24 protein-coding genes and 1 pseudogene are annotated in these 22832 nt (G+C 72.0%); 14 read left to right on the top strand and 11 right to left on the bottom strand.

From position 1 onward, the window contains the following. Window positions 1-29 precede the first annotated feature (29 nt). Both ACFVYK_RS12265 and cobC read left to right on the top strand, forming a co-directional pair. Window positions 30-956 (top strand): sirohydrochlorin chelatase, encoded by a 927-nt coding sequence (locus ACFVYK_RS12265; RefSeq protein WP_389772041.1) that lies wholly within the window; start codon window positions 30-32, stop codon window positions 954-956. Further along, entirely contained in the window at window positions 946-2019 is a 1074-nt protein-coding gene (gene cobC, locus ACFVYK_RS12260) for an Rv2231c family pyridoxal phosphate-dependent protein CobC (RefSeq protein WP_389772039.1), read from the top strand. The genes ACFVYK_RS12265 and cobC overlap by 11 nt, the downstream gene beginning before the upstream one ends. 258 nt (window positions 2020-2277) lie before the next feature. On the opposite strand, the gene ACFVYK_RS12255 is transcribed toward cobC, so the two are convergent. From ACFVYK_RS12255 to ACFVYK_RS12235, 5 genes are all read right to left on the bottom strand, one after another. After that, window positions 2278-2361 (bottom strand): LAETG motif-containing sortase-dependent surface protein, encoded by an 84-nt coding sequence (locus tag ACFVYK_RS12255; protein WP_389772106.1) that lies wholly within the window; start codon window positions 2359-2361, stop codon window positions 2278-2280. 66 nt (window positions 2362-2427) lie between these two features. Then, window positions 2428-3519 (bottom strand): amidohydrolase family protein, encoded by a 1092-nt coding sequence (locus ACFVYK_RS12250; protein ID WP_389772036.1) that lies wholly within the window; start codon window positions 3517-3519, stop codon window positions 2428-2430. 19 nt (window positions 3520-3538) lie between these two features. Next, the gene (locus ACFVYK_RS12245) at window positions 3539-4333 is read right to left on the bottom strand and encodes an amino acid ABC transporter ATP-binding protein (protein ID WP_389772034.1); all 795 of its coding nucleotides are present in this window, start codon (window positions 4331-4333) and stop codon (window positions 3539-3541) included. After that, a complete protein-coding gene (locus tag ACFVYK_RS12240) occupies window positions 4330-5163 on the bottom strand; it encodes an amino acid ABC transporter permease (RefSeq protein ID WP_389772031.1) in 834 nt (277 codons plus the stop codon). Before ACFVYK_RS12240 ends, ACFVYK_RS12245 begins: the two co-directional genes overlap by 4 nt. A 4-nt stretch (window positions 5164-5167) precedes the next feature. Then, a complete protein-coding gene (locus ACFVYK_RS12235) occupies window positions 5168-6019 on the bottom strand; it encodes a transporter substrate-binding domain-containing protein (protein WP_389772026.1) in 852 nt (283 codons plus the stop codon). Window positions 6020-6193: 174 nt separating this feature from the next. Here ACFVYK_RS12235 and ACFVYK_RS12230 point away from each other — a divergent pair, with 174 nt between their 5' ends. From ACFVYK_RS12230 to thpD, 6 genes are all read left to right on the top strand, one after another. Further along, window positions 6194-7294, top strand: a complete 1101-nt coding sequence (locus ACFVYK_RS12230) for a pyridoxal-phosphate-dependent aminotransferase family protein (RefSeq protein ID WP_389772103.1) — start codon at window positions 6194-6196, stop codon at window positions 7292-7294. Between the two features lie 107 nt (window positions 7295-7401). Beyond that, window positions 7402-7929 carry a DinB family protein gene (locus tag ACFVYK_RS12225; protein ID WP_389772024.1) on the top strand — a complete coding sequence of 176 codons (528 nt, stop codon included), beginning with the start codon at window positions 7402-7404 and terminating at the stop codon, window positions 7927-7929. A 312-nt stretch (window positions 7930-8241) separates the two neighbouring features. Then, entirely contained in the window at window positions 8242-8748 is a 507-nt protein-coding gene (gene ectA, locus ACFVYK_RS12220; protein WP_389772021.1) for a diaminobutyrate acetyltransferase, read from the top strand. Between the two features lie 67 nt (window positions 8749-8815). After that, window positions 8816-10087 (top strand): diaminobutyrate--2-oxoglutarate transaminase, encoded by a 1272-nt coding sequence (ectB, locus tag ACFVYK_RS12215; RefSeq protein WP_389772018.1) that lies wholly within the window; start codon window positions 8816-8818, stop codon window positions 10085-10087. A gap of 79 nt (window positions 10088-10166) precedes the next feature. Next, window positions 10167-10580 (top strand): ectoine synthase, encoded by a 414-nt coding sequence (locus ACFVYK_RS12210; RefSeq protein ID WP_389772016.1) that lies wholly within the window; start codon window positions 10167-10169, stop codon window positions 10578-10580. Then, on the top strand, window positions 10577-11464 hold the full coding sequence (gene thpD / locus ACFVYK_RS12205) for an ectoine hydroxylase (protein WP_389772013.1): 888 nt from the start codon (window positions 10577-10579) through the stop codon (window positions 11462-11464). Before ACFVYK_RS12210 ends, thpD begins: the two co-directional genes overlap by 4 nt. 109 nt (window positions 11465-11573) lie before the next feature. Here thpD and ACFVYK_RS12200 read toward each other — a convergent pair whose 3' ends face one another. The 3 genes from ACFVYK_RS12200 to ACFVYK_RS12190 all read right to left on the bottom strand — a co-directional run bounded on the left by ACFVYK_RS12200 (window position 11574) and on the right by ACFVYK_RS12190 (window position 14061). Beyond that, the gene (locus ACFVYK_RS12200; RefSeq protein WP_389772010.1) at window positions 11574-12626 is read right to left on the bottom strand and encodes an aminotransferase class V-fold PLP-dependent enzyme; all 1053 of its coding nucleotides are present in this window, start codon (window positions 12624-12626) and stop codon (window positions 11574-11576) included. Window positions 12627-12762: 136 nt separating this feature from the next. Beyond that, complete coding sequence (locus tag ACFVYK_RS12195; RefSeq protein ID WP_389772007.1) at window positions 12763-13479, bottom strand: DsbA family oxidoreductase; 717 nt, start codon at window positions 13477-13479, stop codon at window positions 12763-12765. Window positions 13480-13557: 78 nt separating this feature from the next. Next, a complete protein-coding gene (locus ACFVYK_RS12190; RefSeq protein WP_389772004.1) occupies window positions 13558-14061 on the bottom strand; it encodes a GNAT family N-acetyltransferase in 504 nt (167 codons plus the stop codon). 222 nt (window positions 14062-14283) lie between these two features. On the opposite strand from ACFVYK_RS12190, the pseudogene ACFVYK_RS12185 reads away from it, so the two are divergent. Next, window positions 14284-14400 (top strand): annotated as a pseudogene (locus ACFVYK_RS12185) (SAM-dependent methyltransferase); the annotation flags it as partial. 5 nt (window positions 14401-14405) lie between these two features. On the opposite strand, the gene ACFVYK_RS12180 reads toward ACFVYK_RS12185, so the two are convergent. Next, window positions 14406-15014, bottom strand: a complete 609-nt coding sequence (locus tag ACFVYK_RS12180; protein WP_389772001.1) for a DUF1349 domain-containing protein — start codon at window positions 15012-15014, stop codon at window positions 14406-14408. A 45-nt stretch (window positions 15015-15059) separates the two neighbouring features. Next, entirely contained in the window at window positions 15060-16589 is a 1530-nt protein-coding gene (locus ACFVYK_RS12175; RefSeq protein ID WP_389771998.1) for an aldehyde dehydrogenase (NADP(+)), read from the bottom strand. Between the two features lie 123 nt (window positions 16590-16712). Between ACFVYK_RS12175 and ACFVYK_RS12170 the strand changes: the two genes are divergently transcribed. The 3 genes from ACFVYK_RS12170 to ACFVYK_RS12160 all read left to right on the top strand — a co-directional run bounded on the left by ACFVYK_RS12170 (window position 16713) and on the right by ACFVYK_RS12160 (window position 19529). Then, window positions 16713-17486 (top strand): IclR family transcriptional regulator, encoded by a 774-nt coding sequence (locus tag ACFVYK_RS12170; RefSeq protein WP_069771170.1) that lies wholly within the window; start codon window positions 16713-16715, stop codon window positions 17484-17486. A 37-nt stretch (window positions 17487-17523) separates the two neighbouring features. Then, on the top strand, window positions 17524-17994 hold the full coding sequence (locus tag ACFVYK_RS12165; protein ID WP_389771994.1) for a GNAT family N-acetyltransferase: 471 nt from the start codon (window positions 17524-17526) through the stop codon (window positions 17992-17994). 80 nt (window positions 17995-18074) lie between these two features. After that, window positions 18075-19529: a peptidoglycan D,D-transpeptidase FtsI family protein gene (locus tag ACFVYK_RS12160; RefSeq protein ID WP_389771991.1), complete on the top strand. Its 1455-nt coding sequence runs from the start codon at window positions 18075-18077 to the stop codon at window positions 19527-19529. Window positions 19530-19556: 27 nt separating this feature from the next. Here ACFVYK_RS12160 and ACFVYK_RS12155 read toward each other — a convergent pair whose 3' ends face one another. Next, window positions 19557-21008, bottom strand: a complete 1452-nt coding sequence (locus tag ACFVYK_RS12155; RefSeq protein WP_389771988.1) for an NCS2 family permease — start codon at window positions 21006-21008, stop codon at window positions 19557-19559. A gap of 292 nt (window positions 21009-21300) precedes the next feature. Here ACFVYK_RS12155 and ACFVYK_RS12150 point away from each other — a divergent pair, with 292 nt between their 5' ends. Together ACFVYK_RS12150 and ACFVYK_RS12145 are read left to right on the top strand one after the other, a co-directional pair. Further along, the gene (locus ACFVYK_RS12150) at window positions 21301-21870 is read left to right on the top strand and encodes a SigE family RNA polymerase sigma factor (RefSeq protein ID WP_389771985.1); all 570 of its coding nucleotides are present in this window, start codon (window positions 21301-21303) and stop codon (window positions 21868-21870) included. Beyond that, the gene (locus ACFVYK_RS12145) at window positions 21867-22730 is read left to right on the top strand and encodes a hypothetical protein (RefSeq protein ID WP_389771982.1); all 864 of its coding nucleotides are present in this window, start codon (window positions 21867-21869) and stop codon (window positions 22728-22730) included. Before ACFVYK_RS12150 ends, ACFVYK_RS12145 begins: the two co-directional genes overlap by 4 nt. The last annotated feature ends 102 nt before the right edge of the window (window positions 22731-22832 follow it).

Here is a 22832-nt window from a genome sequence, read left to right as displayed (position 1 = left end):
CCACCCGTTCCCCATCCCGAGGAGACACCGTGACCACCCCGCCGCCCGCCCTGCTCATCGCCGGCCACGGCACCCGGGACGAGGCCGGAGCCGAGGCGTTCCGCGACTTCGTACGCGAGCTGGGCCGCCGCCATCCGGACCTGCCCGTCGCGGGCGGCTTCATCGAGCTGTCGCCGCCGCCGCTGGGCGACGCGGTGGCCGAGCTGGTGGAGCGCGGGGTGCGACGGTTCGCCGCCGTCCCGCTGATGCTGGTGTCCGCCGGACACGCCAAGGGGGACATCCCGGCCGCCCTGTCCCGCGAGAAGGAGCGCCACCCGGGGATCTCGTACACCTACGGTCGCCCGCTGGGCCCGCACCCGGCGCTGCTGAACGTGCTCGAGCGGCGGCTGGACGAGGCGCTGGGCGCCGCCGGGCGGACGCCCGGGGACCTGGCCGACGTGACCGTGCTGCTGGTCGGACGCGGATCGACGGACCCGGACGCCAACGCCGAGGTGTACAAGGCGGCCCGGCTGCTGTGGGAGGGACGCGGGTACGCGGGCGTGGAGACCGCGTTCGTGTCGCTGGCCGCTCCGGACGTGCCGAGCGGACTCGACCGGTGCGTGCGACTGGGCGCCCGGCGGATCGTCGTCCTGCCGTACTTCCTGTTCACCGGGATCCTGCCGGACCGGGTGCGGCGGCAGACCGAGGAGTGGGCGGCCGCGCACCCGGACGTGGAGGTGTGCTCGGCGGACGTCATCGGTCCCGAGCCGGAGCTGCTCGACCTGGTGATGGAGCGGTACGAGGAGGCCGTCAGGGGCGACCTGCGGATGAACTGCGACTCGTGCGTCTACCGGATCGCGCTGCCGGGCTTCGAGGACAAGGTCGGCCTGCCGCAGCAGCCGCACTTCCACCCGGACGACGACGGGCACCACCACGACGGGCACCACCACGGGCACGCGCACTCCCATGCGCACTGAGGGTCACGCCGACGGCCACGACCTGCGCCACCACGGTGACGCCGAGGTGCGCGGCGACGGCTCGGCCCTCGTCGACCTCGCCGTGAACGTCCGCGCGGACACGCCCCCGCGCTGGCTGCGCGAGCGCATCGCGGCGTCCCTCGGCGGTCTGGCGGCCTACCCGGACGGGCGGGCCGCGCGGGCGGCGGTCGCTGCACGCCACGGTCTGCCCGTCGAGCGGGTCCTGCTCACGGCGGGCGCGGCGGAGGCGTTCGTGCTGCTGGCGCGGGCCCTGGAGGTCCACCGGCCCGTCGTCGTGCACCCGCAGTTCACCGAGCCGGAGGCGGCGCTGCGGGACGCCGGGCACCGCGTGGAGCGGGTGCTGCTGCGCGCCGAGGACGGCTTCCGGCTGGATCCCGCGGCCGTCCCCGAGGACGCGGACCTGGTGGTGCTCGGCAACCCGACGAACCCGACGTCGGTGCTGCATCCCGCGCAGGCCGTCCGGCGGCTGGCCCGGGCCGGGCGGACGCTGGTGGTCGACGAGGCGTTCATGGACGCGGTGCCGGGCGAACGGGAGGCGCTCGCCTCGGCGACGGACGTGCCCGGTCTGGTCGTGCTGCGCAGCCTGACGAAGACCTGGGGGCTGGCGGGGCTGCGGATCGGGTACGTCCTGGCCGCGCCGGAGACGATCGCGGCGCTGGAGCGGGCGCAGCCGCTGTGGCCGGTGTCCTCGCCGGCGTTGGCGGCGGCGGAGGCGTGCGTGGGGGCGCAGGCGCTGGCGGAGGCCGCGCACGCCGCGCACCGCGTGGCGGCGGACCGCGCGCATCTGGTCGCCGGCCTGGAGGAGTTCGCCGCGGACGGGCTGCGGGTGGCGGGGCCGGCGGACGGCCCCTTCGTGCTGATCCGGCTGCCCCGGGCGGCCGCCGTCCGGGAGCGACTGCGCACCCTGGGCTTCGCGGTCCGGCGCGGCGACACCTTCCCCGGCCTCGACACGGAGTGGCTGCGGCTGGCGGTGCGGGACCGGACGACGGTGAACCGTTTCCTCCAGGCCCTGGACCAGGCGCTGGCGCTGACCCGGGATTAGCCGGCCGGGCCCGGGATCGCTCCGGGCAGCCCGTCCGGAGCCGGCCCACCCGGTGACGAGGGTGGGGACAGCCCACCCGGGCGGCGAGGCGGGGGACAGCCCACCCGGGGAAGAGGCGGGGGCACAGCCGGCCGGGGGACAGCCCACCCGGGCGGCGGAGGCGGGGGCACGGCCGGCCGGGGGACAGCCCACCCGGGCGGCGAGGCGGGGGCACGGCCGGCCGGGGGTTTCCCCGGTCGTGCCCCGCGCCCGGTCGGATCAGCCGCGGCGGCGGGCCAGAGCCACCGCGCCCCCGCCCGCGAGCAGCAGCGCCAGCGCGCCGCCCGCGACGTACGGGGCCACGCAGCCGCCGCCGGTCTGCGCCAGCCCGCCTCGGCGGGCGCGCCCTGAACCTCGACGTCGGCGCTCTCAGCCCACCACCGTCCCGTTCAGCACCACCCTGCGCGGCGCGGCCAGCACCCGTACGTCCTCGCGCGGGTCCGCCTCGTAGACCACCAGGTCCGCCGGGGCGCCCTCGGCCAGACCCGGACGTCCGAGCCACTCGCGTGCGCCCCAGCTCGCCGCCGAGAGCGCCGTCAGCGGCGGGATGCCCGCCGTCACCAGTTCCGCGACCTCGGCGGCCACCAGTCCGTGCGGCAGCGTGCCGCCGGCGTCCGTGCCGACGAAGACCGGGATCCCGGCGTCGTGCGCGTGGCGCACGGTGTCGTAGCGGCGGGCGTGCAGCCGGCGCATGTGGGCCGCCCAGCGGGGGAATCTGCCCTCGCCGCCGGCGGCCAGATCCGGGAACGTCGCGATGTTCACGAGGGTCGGGACGATCGCCACGCCCCGCTCGGCGAACAGCGGGATCAGGTCGTCGGTGAGGCCCGTCGCGTGCTCGACGCAGTCGATGCCCGACTCCACGAGATCGCGCAGCGAGTTCTCGGCGAAACAGTGGGCGGTGACCCGCGCGCCCAGCCGGTGGGCCTCGGCGATGGCCGCCTCGGCCGCCTCCCGCGGCCAGCTGGGGGCCAGGTCGCCCGCCTCGCGGTCGATCCAGTCGCCGACCAGCTTGACCCAGCCGTCGCCGCGCCGGGCCTCCCGGGCGACGTACGCGACCAGGTCGTCCGGCTCGATCTCGTGCGCGTAGCCGCGCAGATAGCGGCGGGTGCGGGCGATGTGCCGGCCCGCCCTGATGATCTTCGGGAGGTCCTGGCGGTCGTCGACCCACCGGGTGTCCGAGGGCGAGCCGGCGTCCCTGAGCAGCAGAGCGCCGGCGTCCCGGTCGGTCAGTGCCTGCTTCTCCGCGACGTCCGGCTCGACCGGCCCGTGCGCGCCGAGCCCCACATGGCAGTGGGCGTCGACGAGGCCGGGCAGCGCCCAGCCCTCGACGCCGCGCACGTCGCGGGCGCCGACGGGCGGATCGTAGGAGATCCGGCCGTCGACGACCCACAGCTCGTCGCGGACGTCGTCGGGTCCCGTCAGGACCCGGCCCTTCACGTGCAGCACCGGATGATCGCTCATGCACCGCACCCTAGTGAAGCTAGGTTCCGGCGCCGCCCACCTGGTCCTGCCTTCCCTCCTCCACCTCGGCCATCGCCGGGTCGAGGAGGCGGGAGAGGAAGTGGCGGGTGCGCTCGTGGGCGGGGGCGCCGATGACCTGGGCGGGGACGCCGTCCTCGACGATCACCCCGCCGTCCATGAAGACGACCCGGTCGGCGACCTCGCGCGCGAAGGTCATCTCGTGGGTGACGACCATCATCGTCATCCCCTCGTGGGCCAGCATGCGCATGACGGCGAGGACGTCCCCCACCAGCTCCGGGTCGAGCGCCGACGTCGGCTCGTCGAAGAGCATCACCTCGGGGCCCATGGCCAGCGCGCGGGCGATCGCGACGCGCTGCTGCTGCCCGCCGGAGAGGGAGGCCGGGTAGGCGGTGGCCTTGTCGGACAGCCCGACGCGCTCCAGGTTCTCGGCGGCCACCTTCGCCGCCTCCGCCTTGCCGCGCCCCAGCACCCGGCGCTGCGGCAGCGTGAGGTTCTCGGTCACGGACAGGTGCGGGAAGAGGTTGAACTGCTGGAAGACCATGCCGATACGACGTCGTACGGCGTCGATGTCGACGTCGGGGTCGGTCAGTTCCGTGCCGCCGACGAAGACCCGGCCCCCGGTCGGCTCCTCCAGCAGGTTCACGCACCGCAGCAGCGTCGACTTGCCCGAACCGGAGGGCCCGATCACGCAGACGACCTCGCCGCGGCCGATCTCCAGGTCGATGCCCCGCAGCACCTCGTTGTCGCCGAACGACTTGTGCAGCGCGCGCACCTCGATCTCGGGTCGGCTCATTTCACGGCCTCCTGGGCCTTGGCCTCCATGCGGCGCACGACGAAGCCGAGCGGGATGGTCACCAGCAGGTAGCACAGGCCGGCGACCAGGATCGGCGTCGAGTTGGCGGTCGTGCTGGCCAGGTCACGGCCGTACTTGGACAGTTCGCGCTCCTCCAGGGTCACTCCGAGGAGGAGGACCAGGGAGGAGTCCTTGAAGAGCATGATCAGCTCGTTGGTGAGCGGCGGGAGGATGATCCGGAAGGCTTGCGGGATGACGACCGAGATCATGGCGCGCGCGGGCGAGAACCCCAGCGAGCGGGCGGCCTCCGTCTGCCCCTTGGGCACGGCCTGGATGCCGGCCCGGAACGTCTCCGCCATGTACGCGGCGCCGATCAGGCCGAGCCCGAGGGCGGCCTTGCCGTAGGTGCCGCCGACGATCTCCGTGCCGGGGAAGGCGAGCGGCACCGCCACGCCGATGAAGACGAAGATGAGCAGGGCGGGCAGGCCGCGGAAGATCTCGATGTAGACGCCGGCCAGCCAGCGGTAGGGCCCCACCGAGGACAGCCGCATCAGCGCGATGAGCAGACCGAGCAGCAAACCCAGCACGAATCCGGACACCGTGTACAGCACGGTGTTCTTCAGGGCCAGCGTGATGACGTCCGGGAACATCTGCCGGGCGATGTCCCACTGGGCGAACTGGTTCTTCAACCGGCCCCAGTCGGCCGATACCGCGAAGACGATCACGGCGGCGACGAAGACGGCGTACTGCGCGCCCTGCGACAGCCGGCGCTTCTGCCGCCGCGTCAGGCCCCTCTTCTTCGGCTGGAGGGCTGCGTCCGTGTCGGCCATGGGGTCAGGAGGCCGAGGGGGAGGCGGCCGACGCGTCGTACGGGCCGATCCACTTCTCGTACAGCTTCTTGTACGTGCCGTCGGCCTTCGCGTCCGCGAGCGCCTTGTTGATCGCGGCGACCAGCTTGGCGTTGCCCTTCTTCACCGTGAAGCCGTACTGCTCGCCGGTGTTCAGGTTGTCGACGACCTTGAAGGCGCCGGCGTTGGCCTTGTCCTTGAGCCAGCCCTGGACGACGGGGTAGTCGATGATGACGGCCTTGACCTGGCCGGTGCGCAGACCGTTGAGGACGGCGTCGGAGGACTCGAAGGAGACCGGGTCGAAGCCCTGCTTCTTGGCGTAGTCCTCGCCGGTGGTCTGCGCCTGCGCGCCGAGCTTGACGCCCTTGGACTTCACGTCGGCGAGCGAGGCGACGCCCGCGCCCTTGTCGACCAGGACGGCCTGGGTGGCGTCGAAGTACGGGTCGGAGAAGTCGACGTTCTTCTTGCGCTCGTCGGTGATGGTCATGCCGGCCGCGGCCAGGTCGCACTGGCCGGAGTTGAGGAAGGCGCCGGTCTTGAAGTTCTCGAACGGGGTGTCGGTGATCACCTGCTTGACGCCCAGGTCCTTCGCGACGAGGTCGATCAGGGACACGTCGAAGCCCTGCACCTTGCCGTCGATCTCCGACTGGAAGGGCGGGTAGGGCAGGTGGGTGCAGGTGGTGAGCTGGCCCGCCTTGACGAGCTCGACCCCGCCGGCGGCGGTCTTGGAGCCGCTGCCCCCGTCGTCGGTGGAGGTGCAGGCGGCCACGAGCATCAGCCCGGCCGTCGCGGTGGTGGCGGCCAGAACGCGGATCCGGCGCCCGGGGAGGGTGTTCACGGCGGGCCTTCCTGTAAGGGAGCTATGGGTTCCGATTATAAGGAGATGTTTGGGTGTCTCAAATCAAACCGATGGCCACAGGGCCGTTCGACCTAAGAAGTCGGCAGTCGGAGGGGCGCGGCGGACGCCGGTTACCCTCGTCACCTCTACCCCGTGAGTGAAGAGAGCACCCTCGTGACCCACCCGTTCCTGGACCTCGCCCCGCTGAGCGCCGCGCACTTCGCCTCGATCGAGGACCGGGTGGCGCGGCTGCTGGACACCCGGCAGGACGTCGTGATCATGCAGGGCGAGGCGCTGCTGCCGCTGGAGGGCGCCATCCGCGGCACGGCCGGCCCGGGCACGACCGCGCTGAACGTGATCACCGGCCCCTACGGGCAGACCTTCGGCGACTGGCTGCGGGACTGCGGCGCGACCGTGATCGACCTGGCGGTCCCCTTCCACACCGCGGTCACGGCGGAGCAGGTCCGCGAGGCCCTCGCCGAGCACCCGGAGATCGACTTCGTCTCGCTGGTGCACGCGGAGGCCGCCACCGGCAACACCAACCCGGTCGCGGAGATCGGCGAGGCGGTGCGCGCGCACGGGGCGCTGTTCTACCTGGACGCCGTCGCCTCGATCGGCGCCGAGCCGGTGCTGCCGGACGCGTGGGGCGTGGATCTGTGCGTGATCGGCGCGCAGAAGGCGATGGGCGGGCCCGCGGGCGTGTCGGCCGTGTCGGTGAGCGAGCGTGCGTGGGCGCGGATGGCCGCCAACCCACGGGCGCCCCGCCGCTCCTACCTGTCGCTGCTGGACTGGAAGGAGCGGTGGATCGACGGGGGCCGCAGGACGCTGCTGCACGCCCCGGCGCAACTGGAGATGCTGGCGCTGGAGGCGTGCGTCGAGCGGATCGAGACGGAGGGGCCGGCGACCGTGATGGCCCGGCACGCGTCCGCCGCGGCCGCGACGCGGGCGGGCGCGGTGGCGCTGGACGGCGGCCTGGAGCCGTACGTGCGCGACGCGGCGGACGCGGCGCCGGTCGCCACGACGCTGCGGACGCCCCCCGGGGTGGTGGCCTCGGAACTGGTGGCCCGGGCCCTGGCGGGCGACGCGACCCTGCCGCTGGCGGCGGGCGGGGGTGCGTTGGCCAAGGAGATGATCAGGGTCAACCACTACGGGCCCGACGCGACCGTGGGCGCGGTCCAGGGCTGCCTGGCGGCACTGGGCGCGGCGCTGGCGGACCACGGGCCGGGCGTGGACCTGGAAGGCGCCCGGCGCGCCGTGGAGAACGCCTGGCGCTAGGCCCCCGCGGAGAACGCCTGGCGTCAGGGTCTGTCGTTCGGATCGGGGCGCCGAGCCCCACGGCGTTCCCGGGGACGGCTGTCAGTGCCCCCTGACATGCTGCCCGGATGACCGACGCCACAGCGCAGACGCTCCCCGACGGCCGCCCCGTCCCCCTGATGACCGGCGACGAGCTCCCCATGCTGGAGAGCTGGCTCGCCTTCCACCGGGCCACGCTCGAGATGAAGTGCGCGGGGCTGGACGAACGGCAGGTGCGCCGGGCATCGGCGGAGCCGTCCGAGCTGACGCTGCTCGGCCTCGTCCAGCATCTGGCCGAGGTCGAGCGCAACTGGTTCCAGCGGGCGCTCGCCGGGCTGGACCTGCCACCGGTGTTCGAGGAGGAGACCGGGTACGTCCTCGACGCCGGGCGAGGCCTGGACGAGGCGCTGGCCGTCTGGCGGCGGGAGGTGGCGCGCGGGCGCGAGCTGATCGCCGGTCGGTCCGCCGAGGACGTCGGCCGTGTTCCCGACGGGCCGATGGCGGGTCGGGAGGTCAGCCTGCGCTGGGTGCTCGTCCACATGATCGAGGAGTACGCCCGCCACAACGGGCACGCCGACCTTCTCCGGGAGCGCATCGACGGGGTGACCGGAGCATGAATCCGAGGCGATATCCGAATTACCTTCGGCACCTCTCGCCGTTCACCTCTCCCTTCTCCCTTTTCCTATCGTTCCTTTCCCCGTCGCTTTTGAGCGGATGAGGTTCCCGAGTTCTCCTGCCCGGAATCACCATGCCTAAACTCAGGAATTCTGCGGAGCATCACGATCCCGTGACGCATTGCACAAGAGGGGCGATTTGCCTGATTTGCCCGGTGCGAAAGCGGACGAAAGGCGCATGCGTCTCTGCGGCATCACGGAATCGCCACGGCCTCTCCATGCGTTTTTGAATTTCGCTGGGTAAGTTCGATCCGCATGACCGCCACACAAGCAGACCTGCGTATAGACCGTCCGACGGTGGCGGACGGAGCCGCGCTATGGCGTATCGCCAAGGAATCCGGGAACCTCGATCTGAACTCCTCCTACAGCTATCTGCTGTGGTGCCGTGACTTCGCCGCCACCTCGGCGGTGGCGCGGGCGGAGGGCGGGGAGCCGGTCGGGTTCGTCACCGGCTACGCACGGCCGGAGGACCCGCACACCCTGCTGGTGTGGCAGGTCGCGGTCGACGCCGCCCACCGCGGTCGCGGTCTGGCCGGCGCGCTGCTGGACGGCCTGACCGCGCGCCTCGCCGCCGAGCGCCCGCTCACCGCCGTCGAGACCACGATCACCCCGGGCAACACCGCCTCCGAGCGGCTGTTCGCCTCGTACGCCGAGCGGCACGGGGCCGCCGTCACCCGTGAGGTGCTGTTCGACACCGCGATGTTCCCCGACGGCCCGCACGACCCCGAGGTGCTGTACCGCATCGGCCCGCTCGCCTTCTGACGCCCCCACGCCCCGGCCCTTCTCCCCGGCCCTTCCTTCCGACCCCCACACCCAGGAGCTTTTCGCCGTGACCATCACCCAGCCCGACCTCAGCGTGTTCGAGACCGTCGAGTCCGAGGTGCGCAGCTACTGCCGCGGCTGGCCGGCCGTCTTCGACCGCGCCCAGGGCAGCGTCATGTACGACGAGGACGGTCGCCGCTACCTCGACTTCTTCGCCGGCGCCGGGTCTTTGAACTACGGCCACAACAACCCGGTGCTGAAACGGGCGCTGATCGACTATCTGATGCGGGACGGCGTCACGCACGGGCTCGACATGTCGACCGTCGCCAAGCGGACGTTCCTGCAGACCTTCCAGGACCTGGTGCTGCGCCCGCGCGACCTCCCCTACAAGGTGATGTTCCCGGGCCCGACCGGCACCAACGCGGTGGAGGCAGCGCTGAAGCTGGCGCGGAAGGTGAAGGGGCGCGAGGCCATCGTGTCGTTCACCAACGCCTTCCACGGCATGTCCCTCGGCTCGCTCGCGGTCACCGGCAACGCCTTCAAGCGCGCCGGCGCCGGAGTCCCGCTGGTGCACGGCACGCCCATGCCCTTCGACAACTACTTCGACGGCCAGGTCCCCGACTTCCTGTGGTTCGAGCGGCTGCTGGAGGACCAGGGGTCCGGGCTCAACAAGCCGGCGGCCGTCATCGTCGAGACCGTGCAGGGCGAGGGCGGCATCAACGCCGCGCGTCCGCAGTGGCTGCGGGCGCTCAAGGAGCTGTGCGAGCGGCAGGACATGCTGCTGATCGTGGACGACATCCAGATGGGGTGCGGACGCACCGGGGCCTTCTTCTCCTTCGAGGAGGCCGGCATCGTCCCGGACATCGTCACCGTGTCCAAGTCCATCAGCGGCTACGGACTGCCCATGTCGCTGTGCCTGTTCAAGCCGGAGCTGGACGTGTGGGAGCCGGGCGAGCACAACGGCACGTTCCGCGGCAACAACCCGGCGTTCGTCACCGCGACGGCGGCCCTGGAGACCTACTGGGCCGATGGGTCGGCGATGGAGAAGCAGACCCGCACGCGCGGCGAGCAGGTCGAACAGGGGCTCATCTCGATCACCGAGGAGAACCTCGCCGACGTCAAGGAGTACCGCGGCCGCGGTCTGGTGTGGGGCCTGGAGTTCCACGAGAAGGCGCGGGCGGGGCGGGTCGCCAAGCGGGCCTTCGAACTCGGGCTGCTGATCGAGACGTCCGGCCCGGAGAGCGAGGTCGTCAAACTGCTGCCGGCCCTGACCATCACCCCCGAGGAACTGGACGAGGGCCTGAGCATCGTCGCCCGCGCCGTGCGGGAGACCCTCTGACACCCTCTGACACCCTCCGACGCCCTCGACGCGCGTCGCCCCGTCCCCGCCTCACCTACCTAGGAGGGATCGCAGCACCGTGATCGTCCGTTCGTTCAAGGACATCGAAGGCACCGACCGCCATGTGCGGGCGGCGTCCGGCACCTGGGAGAGCAAGCGCATCGTCCTGGCCCGGGAACGGGTCGGATTCTCGCTGCACGAAACGATTCTGTACGCCGGCACCGAGACGTCGATGCACTACGCCAACCACATCGAGGCCGTCGTCTGCGTGGCGGGCGAGGCCGAGCTGACCGACCACGAGACCGGGCTGACGCACACCATCACGCCCGGCACCATGTACCTCCTGGACGGGCACGAGCGGCACACGCTGCGCGTCAAGGAGGACTTCCGCTGCCTCTGCGTGTTCAACCCGCCCGTGACCGGGCGGGAGGACCACGACGAGAACGGCGTCTACCCCCTGCTGACCGAGCCCGAGGAGGTGCGAGCATCGTGACCACCCTGACCGATCTCTACCCCACCCGTGGCACCGCCGAGGTGTCCGTCCCCCGTCAGGACCCCGTCGTCTGGGGCTCCCCCGACACCCCCGGCCCGATCCCGGCCGCCGATCTCCAGGCGTACGAGCGCGACGGTTTCCTGGCCGTCGACCGGTTGATCGGCGACGACGAGGTCACCGTCTGCCGGCGGGAGCTGGAGAGGCTCGTCGCGGACCCGGAGATCCGGGCCGACGAGCGGTCGATCGTCGAGCCGCGGTCCAAGGAGATCCGGTCCGTCTTCGAGGTGCACAAGCTGAGCCCGGTCTTCGCCGCCCTGGTGCGCGACGAGCGGGTCGTCGGACGGGCCCGGCAGATCCTCGGCTCGGACGTCTACGTCCACCAGTCGCGGATCAACGTCAAGCCGGGCTTCGGGGCCGGCGGCTTCTACTGGCACTCCGACTTCGAGACCTGGCACGCCGAGGACGGGCTGCCGAACATGCGGACGGTGTCCGTCTCCATCGCGCTGACCGAGAACCTCGACACCAACGGCGGCCTCATGATCATGCCGGGTTCGCACCGGACGTTCCTCGGCTGCGCCGGCGCCACTCCGAAGGACAACTACAAGAAGTCGCTGCAGATGCAGGACGCGGGCACGCCCTCGGACGAGGCGCTCACCGCGATGGCCGGCGACCACGGCATCAAGTTGTTCACGGGCCGGGCCGGTTCGGCGACCTGGTTCGACTGCAACGCCATGCACGGATCGGGCGACAACATCACGCCCTTCCCGCGCAGCAACGTGTTCATCGTGTTCAACAGCGTGGAGAACACGGCCGTGGAGCCGTTCGCCGCACCGGTCCGCCGCCCGGAGTTCATCGGCGCCCGGGACTTCACCCCCGTGAGGTGACCGCGCGCCTGCGCGCGTCCCGCCGGAGCGACGGCGACGGGGCCCGTGGCGTGCTCCCCGGCCGGGGAGGACGCCACGGGCCCCGTCGGGTCACCGGTCTTCGAGAGCGTCAGCCCGACAGGACGTCCAGCAGCCGGTCTACGTCGGCGGGCGTGTTGTACAGATGGAAGGCGGCGCGCAGATTGCCGGAGCGGTCCGAGACCTGGACGCCGGCGGCGGCCAACTCGCCCTGGCGGGAGCCGAGTCCGGGCACGGAGACGATCGCGGAGCCGGGCGCGGGGAGGGCCTCGCGGCCGAGCTCGGCGAGTCCGGCGCGGAAGCGGTCGGCGAGGGACCGGTCGTGGGCGCCGATCGCCGCCACGCCCAGTTCCTCGACCAGTTCGAGCGAGCGCCGCAGTCCGACATAGGTGAAGAGGGCGTGCGACAGGTCGAACCGCCGTGCCGAGTGGGCGAGTTCGGCCACCGGGCCGTAACAGCTGTCCCAGGGCTCCTCGCCGGCGACCCATCCCGCGAGCATCGGCGACAGACCGCCGAAGTCCTCGGGGACGACGAGGAAGGCCGCGCCGTGCGGGCCGAGCAGCCACTTGAAGGAGACCGCGGCGGAGAAGTCGTGGGCGCCGGCGTCGATGGGCAGCCAGCCCGCGGCCTGCGAGAAGTCGACGTAGGTGCGGGCGCCGTGCGCCCGGGCGGCCTCGCGCAGCGCCGGCAGGTCGGCGATCCGTCCGTCGGCGGACTGGGCGGCGCTGACGGCGACCAGCGCGGTGCCGGGGCGGACGGACTCGGCGATCCGCTCCAGCGGGACGGCGCGGACCTTCAGGTCGCCGCGGACATGGAACGGGTTGAGCACGGAGGTGAAGTCGCCCTCGGCGGTCAGCACCTCCGCGCCCGCGGGGAGCGAGGCGGCGATCACGCCGGTGTGCGCGGCGACCGAGGCCCCCAGGGCGACCCGGACGACCGGGACGCCGGCCAGCCGCGCGTACGCGGCCCGGCAGGCCTCCACGTCCTCGTACAGCGAGGTCAGCGGCCGGCCCTCGGCCCGCAGCAGCGCGGCCTCGTGCAGGGCGGCGACGGCGCGGGCGGGCAGCAGGCCGTTGCTCGCGGTGTTCAGAAAGGTGGTCTTCGGGGTGAACTCGGCGCGGACGAGGCTCTCGAAGGTGTCCATGCCTCCCACTGTGGGCCCCGCGGAACCCCCCGTCCATTGCCGATTTCTGCGTGATGTTCCTAAGCAACGCTTATAGATCGGCTCTGACCTGGGAATTCACCGCCGGGCCCGGTGAGCCTGCGCCGCGGCCGGCGGGTCACGCCTGCGGGACCTCGCACCCTTGCGGGCCGCAGGCCTGCGCGCCGCCGTCGTCGATCAGCTGCAGCGGCGAGCGGTCGCCCCAGGCCCGGGTGAGGGCCTGTGCGAAGACCTCGGCCGGCTGGGCGCCGGAGACGCCGTAGGCGCGGTCCAGGACGAAGAAGGGTACGCCGTTCGCCCCGAGCTCGGCGGCCTCGCGCTCGTCGGCGCGGACCTCGTCGGCGTACGCGGTCGGGTCGGCGAGGATCTTCCGGGCGGCGTCGGCGTCCAGTCCCGCCTCGGCCGCGAGCTCCACGACGCGCTCGTCGCCCTCGGCGAACAGGGAGCGCTCCTCGGCGAAGTTCGCCCGGTACAGGATCTCAACGAGCTCGTCCTGGCGGCCCTGCTCCTTGGCGAAGTGCAGCAGCCGGTGCAGGTCGAAGGTGTTGCCGTGGTCACGGTCGCGGGTGCGGTAGTCGAGGCCCTCGGCGGCGGCCTGCGCGCCGAGGTTCTCCTCGCCGGCCTGCGCCTGCGCCTGGCTCATCCCGTACTTCTCGGTCAGCATCGCCAGCACGGGCTGGACGTCGCCCTTGGCGCGGCCCGGGTCCAGTTCGAAGGAACGGTGCACGACCTCGACCTGGTCGCGGTGCGGGAAGGCCTCCAGCGCCTTCTCGAAGCGGGCCTTGCCCACGTAGCACCAGGGGCAGGCGATGTCGCTCCAGATCTCGACGCGCATGTCTCGGCTCTCTCCAGGTCGTACCGGTGACGCGGAGACGCCCTCCGCACAAGTGGATGAACCTTCAAGCAGCCGGTTTCATTCCCCGGGCACCGAGTACCTCAGCCACAGGTGGTGGTCGCCTTCGGCGGGCGGGTCACCCCGGTCCGGACACCAGCCCTGGCGTGCGTAGAACGCCTGGGCCCGCCGGTTGTCGACGTGCACGTCGAGCACGGCCGTGCGCCGGCCGTCCGCCCGCCACTGCTCGACACAGGCCGCGTGCAGGGCCGTGCCGATCCCCGTGCGCCAGTGGCCCGGGTCGACGTGGAACTGGAACAGCTTGACCGTGTGCGCGGGCGCGCCCTCCGGCGTGCGGAAGGAGGCGAGCCCCACGACGCGCCCCCGCTCGACGACGCACAGCACCTGGCCGTCGGGCCGCTCGATGGCCGCACGCCAGGCGGCGAGCCAGTCGACGCCGTCCTGCGGGATCCCGTCGGGGTAGTACGTCGCCCGGGCGCGCGCGTGCAGCGCCGCCACGCTCTCGGTCTCGGCGGGGACGGCGGTGCGGATCACCCGGCACCCCGTGACGCGTTCTCCGATCATGCAGGGGAGGACGTGCCGACGGTGTCCCCGGTTCCGGCCGGTTCCGGTCGACCGGAGCGTGTGCGGACGGGGCGAGGAAACCGGGCGAACCGATAGACCGCAGGAGAGCGATTGTCACCGCTTCGAGGTAAGCAGCTCGTCTCCTTGACGGATGACGGCCGGTCCAGCGGCCGGCTTTCTGCAGGTGGACGGGCTCCGGTGTTCCCTCCACCTCATCGCCTCGTGGACGGCCTCCACCGCCACCACTACGGCATCGGCGCCGTGGACCACGCCGCGCTCGGTGACCCGGCCCCCAGCGAGTACGAGAGGAAGCTCATCGCGGAGCCGCACCGGCTGGAGTGGACCTAGCGTCCGTCCCTCAGGTCGTCCGGCCAGTCGGGCCTGAACTCCAGGTGGTCGTAGGTCACGACGCACCCCTCCCCCATCGGCGACTGGGTCATGAAGCCGACCAGGGCCGCGCCGGTCTCCTTCTCCTCGCCCAGCGTGAACAGCCGGACGAAGGTCCAGCGCCGACCGTCCCGGGAGGCGTGGAAGGCGAAGGCGCGGCCCGTCCGGCTCACCCGGAGCCAGACGGAACTCCCCTCGACGGTGAAGGAGTCGGCGTCGTCGGAGTGCCCCCGGGTGACCACCGTGCAGACGGTGGCCACGTCCGGGGAGTACTCCAGACACAGCTTGGCCCAGGCCCGCTCGCCGACCTGGACGTACAGCGCCCCCGCGTCGAACGCCCAGGTGAACCCCACGGTGACCCGTGCGATCAGCTGGAAGTCGCCCTTGGGCGCCCCCAGCAGCCGGGGGGCGTCCGAGGCCGGTTCCACCCCGTGCCCGGTGGGCGGCACGAACCGGTCCTGCCGGGCCCCGGCCCACCCGGTGAGCACCCCGTCCTCGTGGGACCAGTGCCCGTCGGGACCGTAGGTGCGCAAAGGGAAGGGCAGTTCGGGAAGCGAGACGTCCATGACCTGATTGTCGGGGGTGGGCCGGCGGCGCGGGGGCGCTGCGCGCTACCGCTCCAGACGGCCGTTGAACCGCCGGGGAAGCCCCAGCTCGTTCTCGTCCCGGAGCTCCACCGGCAGCAGCGCGGCGGGCGTGTTCTGGTAGGCGACGGGCCGCAGCCAGCGCTCGATCGCCGTGCCGCCCACCGAGGTGGAGGTCGACGTCGTGGCCGGGTAGGGCCCGCCGTGGTGCTGAGCCGGTGCGACGGCGACGCCCGTGGGCCAGCCGTTCACCAGCACCCGCCCGGCGAGCGGCGTCAGCTCGGCGAGGATCTCCCCGCCGCGTCCCTCTCCGGCCGCCTCGCCCTCGGACAGCTGGACGGTCGCCGTGAGGTTGCCCGGCAGCCGCGACAGCACGGCCCTGACCTCGCCCTCGTCCTCGTAACGGGCCACGACGGTGACCGGTCCGAAGCACTCCTCCAGGAGCAGGTCGTGCTCGCCCTCGGCGGCGAGCCGGGCCGCGGGCACGGTCAGGAAGCCCGCGCTGACGGTGTGCTCGCCGCCCGCGCCGGGCGTCACCGGCGACTCCACGTCGGCCAGCTCCGCGCGCTCGGCGACCCCGGCGATGAAGTTGTCCCGCATCCGGTGGTCGAGCAGCACGCCCGCGTCGGTGTCGCTCACCGCGTCCGTCAGGGACTTGACCAGTCCGTCGCCGGCCGCGCCGGAGGGCACCAGCACCAGGCCGGGCTTGACGCAGAACTGGCCGACGCCCAGCGTCATCGAACCGGCGAGGCCGGTCCCGATGGCCTCGGCGCGCTCGGCGGCCGCGGCCTCGGTCACCACGACGGGGTTGAGCGAGCCCAGCTCACCGTGGAAGGGGATCGGCGTCGGCCGGGCCGCCGCCGCGTCGAACAGGGCCCGTCCGCCGCGGATCGAGCCGGTGAACCCGGCCGCGGCGACCAGCGGGTGCTTGATCAGCTCGACGCCGGCCTCGAAGCCGTGGACCAGACCCAGCACGTCCGCGGGGATGCCGTGTTCGGCGGCGGCGTTGCGCACCACCTTGGCGACCAGCTCGGACAGGCCCGGATGGTCGGGGTGGGACTTGACGACGACCGGGTTGCCGGCCGCCAGCGCGCTCGCGGTGTCGCCGCCCGCCACCGAGAAGGCGAAGGGGAAGTTCGACGCCGAGTACACGGCCACCACGCCGAGCGGCACCTTGTAACGGCGCAGGTCGGGGATGGGCGGCGTCGCGGTGTCGTCGGGGTGGTTGACGACGATGTCGAGGAAGGCGCCCTCGTCGACGATGTCGGCGAACGCGCGCAGCTGGTAGCAGGTGCGGGCCAGCTCGCCGTTCAGCCGGACCGGGCCGAGCGCGGTCTCCGCGTCGGCCACCTCGACGAGCGTCTCCCTGGCCGCCTGGAGGCGGTCGGCGGCGGAGCGCAGGAAGGCGGCGCGGACGGTACGGTCCGCGAGTGAGCCGCGCGCTGCATGGGCGGCTCGGACGACGGCGTCGACCTCCTGGGCCGTGGCCTCCACCGCGACCTGTTCACGCTGCTTCCCGGTTCGGGGGTCGACACTCCAGACTGGTGCTGCTGCCACCGCGGGTCCCTCCACATTTGGTACTGGCTCATTCACCAGGGTCGTTCGATATGCTGAACGCTGTCTCTGATGATGAATATGCTGTCGGAGCGTATTTCCCGTCGAACGAAGGGGTCAAGGGCGATGTCGGCTGGCGAGACGGGGGGCGGAGCGCAGGTCAAGTCCGCGGTGCGGACGGTTGAACTGCTGGAATACTTCGCCGGCCGCCCCGGAATGCACTCCCTCGCGTCGGTCCAGGAGGCCGTCGGGTACCCCAAGTCCAGCCTCTACATGCTGCTGCGCACGCTGGTGGAGCTGGGCTGGGTGGAGACGGACGCGACGGGCACGCGGTACGGCATCGGCGTGCGGGCGCTGCTCGTCGGCACCTCCTACATCGACGGCGACGAGGTGGTAGCGGCCGCCCGTCCGACCCTGGACCGGCTCTCGGACGACACCACCGAGACGATCCACCTGGCCCGGCTGGACGGCACCAACGTCGTCTACCTCGCCACCCGCCAGTCGCAGCACTACCTGCGGCCCTTCACCCGGGTCGGACGCCGGCTGCCCGCGCACTCCACGTCCCTCGGCAAGGCGCTGCTGAGCACCTACTCCGACGAGCAGGTCCGCAAGATGCTGCCGGAGTCGCTGCCCGCGCTGACGGAGCACACCATCACGGACCGCGAGAAGCTCATCGAGGAACTGCACCAGATCCGCGAGCAGGGCTTCTCGGTGGACCGCGAGGAGAACACGCTGGGCCTGCGCTGCTTCGGCGTCGCGATCCCGTACCGCACGCCGGCCAGGGACGCGATCAGCTGCTCGGTGCCGGTGGCCAGACTCACGCCCGCACACGAGCAGATGGTGAAGGACGCCCTGTTCGACGCGCGCGACCGGCTCACGCTGGCGACCCGGCGGCTGTGAGGCCGGGGGCGCGGGGCGGACACGTAGGCTTCGGAGCATGGTGATCGCTCTGCGCCGGGTCCACGACAGCGATCTGCCGGTGTTCTTCCGGCAGCTGAACGACCCCGAGTCCCTCGTGATGGCCGCCTTCACCCCGAAGGACCCGGCCGACCGGGACGCCTTCGACGCCCACTGGTCGAGGATCCGCGCCTCGTCCGACGTGCTGCGCACGATCCTGGCCGACGGGGACGTGGTCGGCAGCGCGGCCGTCTACGGGCTGCCGGGCGAGCGGGAGATCACGTACTGGGTGGACCGGGCGTACTGGGGGCGGGGCATCGCCACCGCGGCGTTGTCGGCACTGCTGGCCGAGGTCCGGGAGCGGCCGCTGTTCGCCCGGGCGGCGGCCGACAACGCAGGTTCGCTGCGCGTCCTGGAGAAGTGCGGGTTCCGGGCCACCGCCCGGGCCGTCGGGTTCGCCCACGCGCGCGGCCGGGAGACCGAGGAGATCGTGCTGCGGCTGGAGACCTGACCCGGCCTCACATGAACGGACGGTGAGAATTCCCGGCGGGCGGGAACGATCGGTTCCGTCCCGTTCGTCTTCTGATCGCCATGAACAAGACGATCAGACGCGCCTCCGTCTTCGCGCTGCTGCTGGTGTTCGCCCTGCTGCTGCGGGCGACCTGGGTGCAGTTCTACGAGGGCCGCGCGCTCGCGGACGACCAGAGCAACCGGCGCAAGGCGATCGAGACGTACGCGGGGCCGCTCGGGAACATCGTCGTGGGCGGAAAGGCGATCACCGGTTCGGCGGCCACCTCGGGCGGCGACCTCAGATACCAGCGCACGTACACGGACGGCGAGCTGTACGCGGCGGTCACGGGCTACGCCTCGCAGGCCTATGCGCCGACCCAGCTGGAGGGCGTCTACGCCGACCTCCTCAACGGCACGGACCCCCGCCTGAAGACCGTGCTGGACACGGTCACGAACCAGCGGGCCGACCCGGGTGACGTGATCACGACCATCGATCCCCGGGTGCAGAAGGCGGCGTACGACGCGCTCGGCGGCAAGAAGGGCGCGGCCGTCGCGATCGATCCGAAGACCGGGCAGATCCTCGCGGTCGTGTCGACGCCGTCGTACGACCCCTCGTCGCTGACCGACGCCAACACCGCCGGCTCGGCCTGGAAGAAGCTCAACGCGGACTCCGACAAGCCGCTCGTCAACCGGGCGCTGCGGCAGCCGCTGGCCCCCGGCTCGACGTTCAAGCTGGTGGTGGCGGCGGCCGCGCTGGAGGACGGGCTGTACGAGTCGGTGGACGTGAAGACCGACAGCGAGAACCCGTACACGCTGCCGGGCACCCGGACGCCCCTGAGGAACGAGAACGCCTCGGCGCCCTGTGCGGACGCCACGATCCGGGTCGCGCTGCAGTACTCCTGCAACAACGTGTTCGCGCACATGGCGGTCCAGCTCGGGCAGGACAAGCTCAAGGCGATGGCCGACAGGTTCGGCTTCGACGACGACAGCCTGGACGTGCCGGTGCGGGCCTACCCGAGCGTGTACCCGTCCGGCATGGACGAGTCGTCCACCGCGCTGACCGGCATCGGCCAGTTCGACGTGACGGCGACCCCGCTGCAGATGGCCATGGTGTCGGCCGCGATAGCCAACGGCGGCAAGCTCGTCTCGCCGCACATGGTCTCCCAGATCACCGACGGCGGCGGCAACGTCCTTCAGGACTACGACGACGCGTCGGGCGTCCAGGTCGTCAGCGCCTCCACCGCCGGGCAACTGCAGTCGGCGATGCGGACGGTCGTCGAGAAGGGCACGGGCACGAACGCGCTCATCGACGGCGTCACCGTCGGCGGCAAGACGGGCACGGCGCAGAACGGCGAGAACAACAGCAAGGCCCCCTACGCCTGGTTCACGTCGTACGGGAAGTCCGACTCCTCGGACGAGGAGGTCGCCGTGGCGGTCGTGGTCGAGCAGTCCGACGCGGCGCGTTCCGAGGTCAGCGGAAACGGGCTGGCCGCCCCCGTCGCCAAGGCGATGATGGAGGCGGCGCTCAGGAAGTAGTCCGGCACGGGCAGCCCGTCGGACGGATCACCTCACCCCGAGGAGCTGCTCGACCGGGTCGATCGCGAAGTACACCAGGAACAGCGCCGAGGCTCCCCAGAGCAGCCAGTGGACGTCCTTCGCCCTGCCGAGCACCGTCTTGATGACGACGTAGGAGACGAAGCCCGCGCCGATGCCGTTGGTGATCGAGTACGTGAAGGGCATCACGGCGATGGTGAGGAAGGCCGGGACGGCGATCTCGTACCGCTCCCAGTCGATGCCCTTGACCTGGGTCATCATCAGGAAGCCGACGGCGACCAGGGCCGGGGCGGCCGCCTGGAGCGGGACGATGGTCAGGACCGGGGTCAGGAACAGGGCCAGGGCGAACAGACCGCCGGTCACCAGGTTGGAGAACCCGGTGCGCGCCCCCTCGCCGACGCCGGCCGCCGACTCGATGTAGGAGGTGGCGGAGGACGCCGAGGCCGCGCCGCCGGCGACCGCCGCCGCGCCGTCGATGAGCAGGACCCGGCCGAGGCGGGGGACGTCGCCCTTGTCGTCCAGCAGTCCGGCCTCGGCGCTGATGCCGACGACGGTGCCCATGGTGTCGAAGAAGTCGGACAGGATCAGGGTGAAGATCAGCAGCACGACCGTGACGACGCCGGTCTCACCGAACGCGCCGAACAGGCTGAAGTGACCGATCAGCCCGAAGTCGGGTGAGCCGACGACGCTCTCGGGCCACGACGGCGTGGTCAGGCCCCAGGACTTGATGTCGGCGATCGCGTCGATGACGATCGCGAGGACCGTCATCGTGACGATGCTGATCAGGATGGCGCCCTTGACCCGGCGGGCGAGCAGCCCGACGGTCAGCAGCACGCCGAGGCAGAAGACCAGCGTCGGCCAACCGCCGAGCGTGCCGGTCGCGCCGAGCTGCACGGGGACGGTGGTGTTCGCGGCGTCGGGGATCCGGCTGACGAAACCGGCGTCGACGAAGCCGATGAAGGCGATGAACAGACCGATGCCGACGCTGATCGCCTGCTTCAACGACTGCGGGATGGCGTGCATCACGGCCTCGCGCAGCCCGGTCACCACCAGGACGCAGATCAGCAGGCCCTCCAGCACGATGAGTCCCATCGCGTCGTCCCAGCTCATCAGCGGGGCGATCTGGAAGGCCACCACGGCGTTGAGGCCCAGCCCGGCGGCGAGCGCGAGGGGCAGATTGCCGCCGACGCCCATGACGATCGTCATCACCGCGGCCACCAGGGCGGTGGCGGTGGTGAGTTGGACGGTGTCGAGCTGGTGCCCGAACTTGTCCTTGGCGCTGCCCAGGATGATGGGATTCAGGACAAGGATGTAGGCCATCGTGAAGAACGTGGCGAAGCCGCCGCGTATCTCGCGGCCGACGGTGGATCCCCGCTCGGAGATCCTGAAGAACCGGTCGACGCTGTTTGCCGCGGGTGGCGCGACGTCCGGCCGGCCGGCCGTCTTCCTCGTCTCGGACATGGCTGGTACTCCTCGGGGCCTGAATGATCGGTGCGCGGATGCTGGCTGGATTGTTCCCTCGTCGAACCGCCCTCAGGTTTTCGCCGTGTTACGGAATCGGGTTCCGAAGACGTTCGGTCTGCCACATCATGTTCGAACCCCCGTACCAGAACGGCCCATGGACCACTGCTACGCTTCCCGGTCTCGTCCCGACCGCCCCCTCGGGGCATACCCATGTCATGCACACAACGCGCACAGGCGCACCCCGCCGAGCGCCCCGATCCGCACCAGCCGCACCGAGAAGAGGTCACCCGTGGGCACAGTCGTCGACGACGCCGCCTCGGTGGAGTTCCACGCCTTCTTCGACCGCCACTACGCCGAACTGGCGCGCCTCGCCCACCTGCTGACCGGTGAGGCCGACGCCGCCGACGACCTGGCCGCGGACGCGTTCCTCGCGCTGTGGAACCGCTGGGACCGGGTGCGGGCGGCCGACCACCCGGTGGCCTACGCCCGCGGCGTCGTCGCCAACCTCGCCCGCACCCGCATCCGCAGCGCCGTGCGCGAGCGCCGCAGGATCGCGCTGTTCTGGTCGCAGCGCGAGGAGAAGACGGAGAACCCGGACGTCGCCGGCGTCGTGGACGTCCGGTCGGCGCTGCGTAGACTCCCGTTCCGCAAACGGGCCTGTGTGGTGCTGCGGCACGCCTTCGACCTCTCGGAGAAGGACACGGCGCTCGCCCTGGGCGTCTCGGTCGGTACGGTGAAGAGCCAGACCTCGAAGGGAATGGCCGAGCTGAAGAAACTGCTCGGCGCCAAGGGAGCTCCGCTCAAGGTGCCCGCCATGGTGCGCACCGGTGAGGCCTCGGCCTCGGGAAGGGACCGATGACGATGCAGCGGGACGTGCACGACGAGCTGCGCGCCCGGCTGCACGAGGCGGCCGAGGCGCACGAGCCCGACCGGGCGCGGATCCTGGCCCGGGTCGAGCGGGGCATGGCGGGGCCCGGGCGGCAGCGGTCCGACCACCGGGCGACCCGGCCGCCGCTGTGGGGCTGGACCCGGATCGCGGGGGCCACGGCCGCGGTCGCGGGCATGCTCGCGGTCGGCGGTTACGCGGTGGCGTCCGCCGTGAAGGGCGACACTCCAGCGCAGCAGCAGACGGTCTCGGTCTCCTCGCCGCCCGTCGAGTCCCCGGAGGCCACGAGCCGTCCGCTCGCCTCGCCGAGGGCCACGCCGAGTTCGGGCGGCGGCGCGTCCCCTTCGGTGAAGCCGCACGTCCCGCCGTCGAAGAGCGCCCGCGCGACGCCTCCCACGCCGACGGTCACGATGCTGCCGGCGATCGACGACGACCGGGACGGCCCGCTGTGGTCGGACGGCTCGGTCGACCCGCACAGCAACGATTTCTGGGCGCAGAGCAACGTCACCCTCAAGACGTCGGAGCGGCTCACGCACCTGACGGTGCAGCTGAAGGTGGCGCAGACCGGCGGCGTCTCACGGGCGGGGGCCTGGCGTTCGCTGCCCGAGGACGACTTCGTCTTCAGCGTCGTCGAGCGCGACGGCTTCCTCGTGTACACCTGGGTGCTCAAGGAGGGCCGCACGGTCGCCGAGGGCGAGTGGGTGTTCGCCGGGCAGTACGACCACGACCGCGGCGGCCGGGACGCCCGCAACGACAGCTACGCGGTCTCGGGCCGCTCCGAGGGCGGGCAGAGCTCCGTGGGCGGCGACTTCGCCCCCCACGACGCCGGCTGAGCGAGCCGTGCGGGGGGGGGGGCGCGGGCCCCCCCCCCCCCGCAGGCGAGGGAAGAAGTGGGGGGGGTGGGGCTGGTAGTGGGGGGGGGGGTGGGGGCGGGC

The organism is Streptomyces sp. NPDC058291 (assembly GCF_042880855.1).
GTDB lineage: Bacteria > Actinomycetota > Actinomycetes > Streptomycetales > Streptomycetaceae > Streptomyces.
This window is presented reverse-complemented; position numbering and strand designations above follow the sequence as displayed.

Excerpts from the sequence above, each read along its gene's own strand:
- ACFVYK_RS12170 (WP_069771170.1), top strand. The coding sequence starts at position 16,713 with ATGTCGGCTGGCGAGACGGGGGGCGGAGCGCAGGTCAAGTCCGCGGTG.
- cobC (WP_389772039.1), top strand. The coding sequence starts at position 946 with ATGCGCACTGAGGGTCACGCCGACGGCCACGACCTGCGCCACCACGGT.
- ACFVYK_RS12240 (WP_389772031.1), bottom strand. The coding sequence starts at position 5,163 with ATGGCCGACACGGACGCAGCCCTCCAGCCGAAGAAGAGGGGCCTGACG.
- ACFVYK_RS12200 (WP_389772010.1), bottom strand. The coding sequence starts at position 12,626 with ATGGACACCTTCGAGAGCCTCGTCCGCGCCGAGTTCACCCCGAAGACC.
- ACFVYK_RS12195 (WP_389772007.1), bottom strand. The coding sequence starts at position 13,479 with ATGCGCGTCGAGATCTGGAGCGACATCGCCTGCCCCTGGTGCTACGTG.
- ACFVYK_RS12165 (WP_389771994.1), top strand. The coding sequence starts at position 17,524 with ATGGTGATCGCTCTGCGCCGGGTCCACGACAGCGATCTGCCGGTGTTC.
- ACFVYK_RS12245 (WP_389772034.1), bottom strand. The coding sequence starts at position 4,333 with ATGAGCCGACCCGAGATCGAGGTGCGCGCGCTGCACAAGTCGTTCGGC.
- ACFVYK_RS12145 (WP_389771982.1), top strand. The coding sequence starts at position 21,867 with ATGACGATGCAGCGGGACGTGCACGACGAGCTGCGCGCCCGGCTGCAC.
- ACFVYK_RS12160 (WP_389771991.1), top strand. The coding sequence starts at position 18,075 with ATGAACAAGACGATCAGACGCGCCTCCGTCTTCGCGCTGCTGCTGGTG.
- ACFVYK_RS12190 (WP_389772004.1), bottom strand. The coding sequence starts at position 14,061 with ATGATCGGAGAACGCGTCACGGGGTGCCGGGTGATCCGCACCGCCGTC.
- ACFVYK_RS12225 (WP_389772024.1), top strand. The coding sequence starts at position 7,402 with ATGACCGACGCCACAGCGCAGACGCTCCCCGACGGCCGCCCCGTCCCC.
- ACFVYK_RS12155 (WP_389771988.1), bottom strand. The coding sequence starts at position 21,008 with ATGTCCGAGACGAGGAAGACGGCCGGCCGGCCGGACGTCGCGCCACCC.
- ACFVYK_RS12180 (WP_389772001.1), bottom strand. The coding sequence starts at position 15,014 with ATGGACGTCTCGCTTCCCGAACTGCCCTTCCCTTTGCGCACCTACGGT.
- ACFVYK_RS12250 (WP_389772036.1), bottom strand. The coding sequence starts at position 3,519 with ATGAGCGATCATCCGGTGCTGCACGTGAAGGGCCGGGTCCTGACGGGA.
- ectA (WP_389772021.1), top strand. The coding sequence starts at position 8,242 with ATGACCGCCACACAAGCAGACCTGCGTATAGACCGTCCGACGGTGGCG.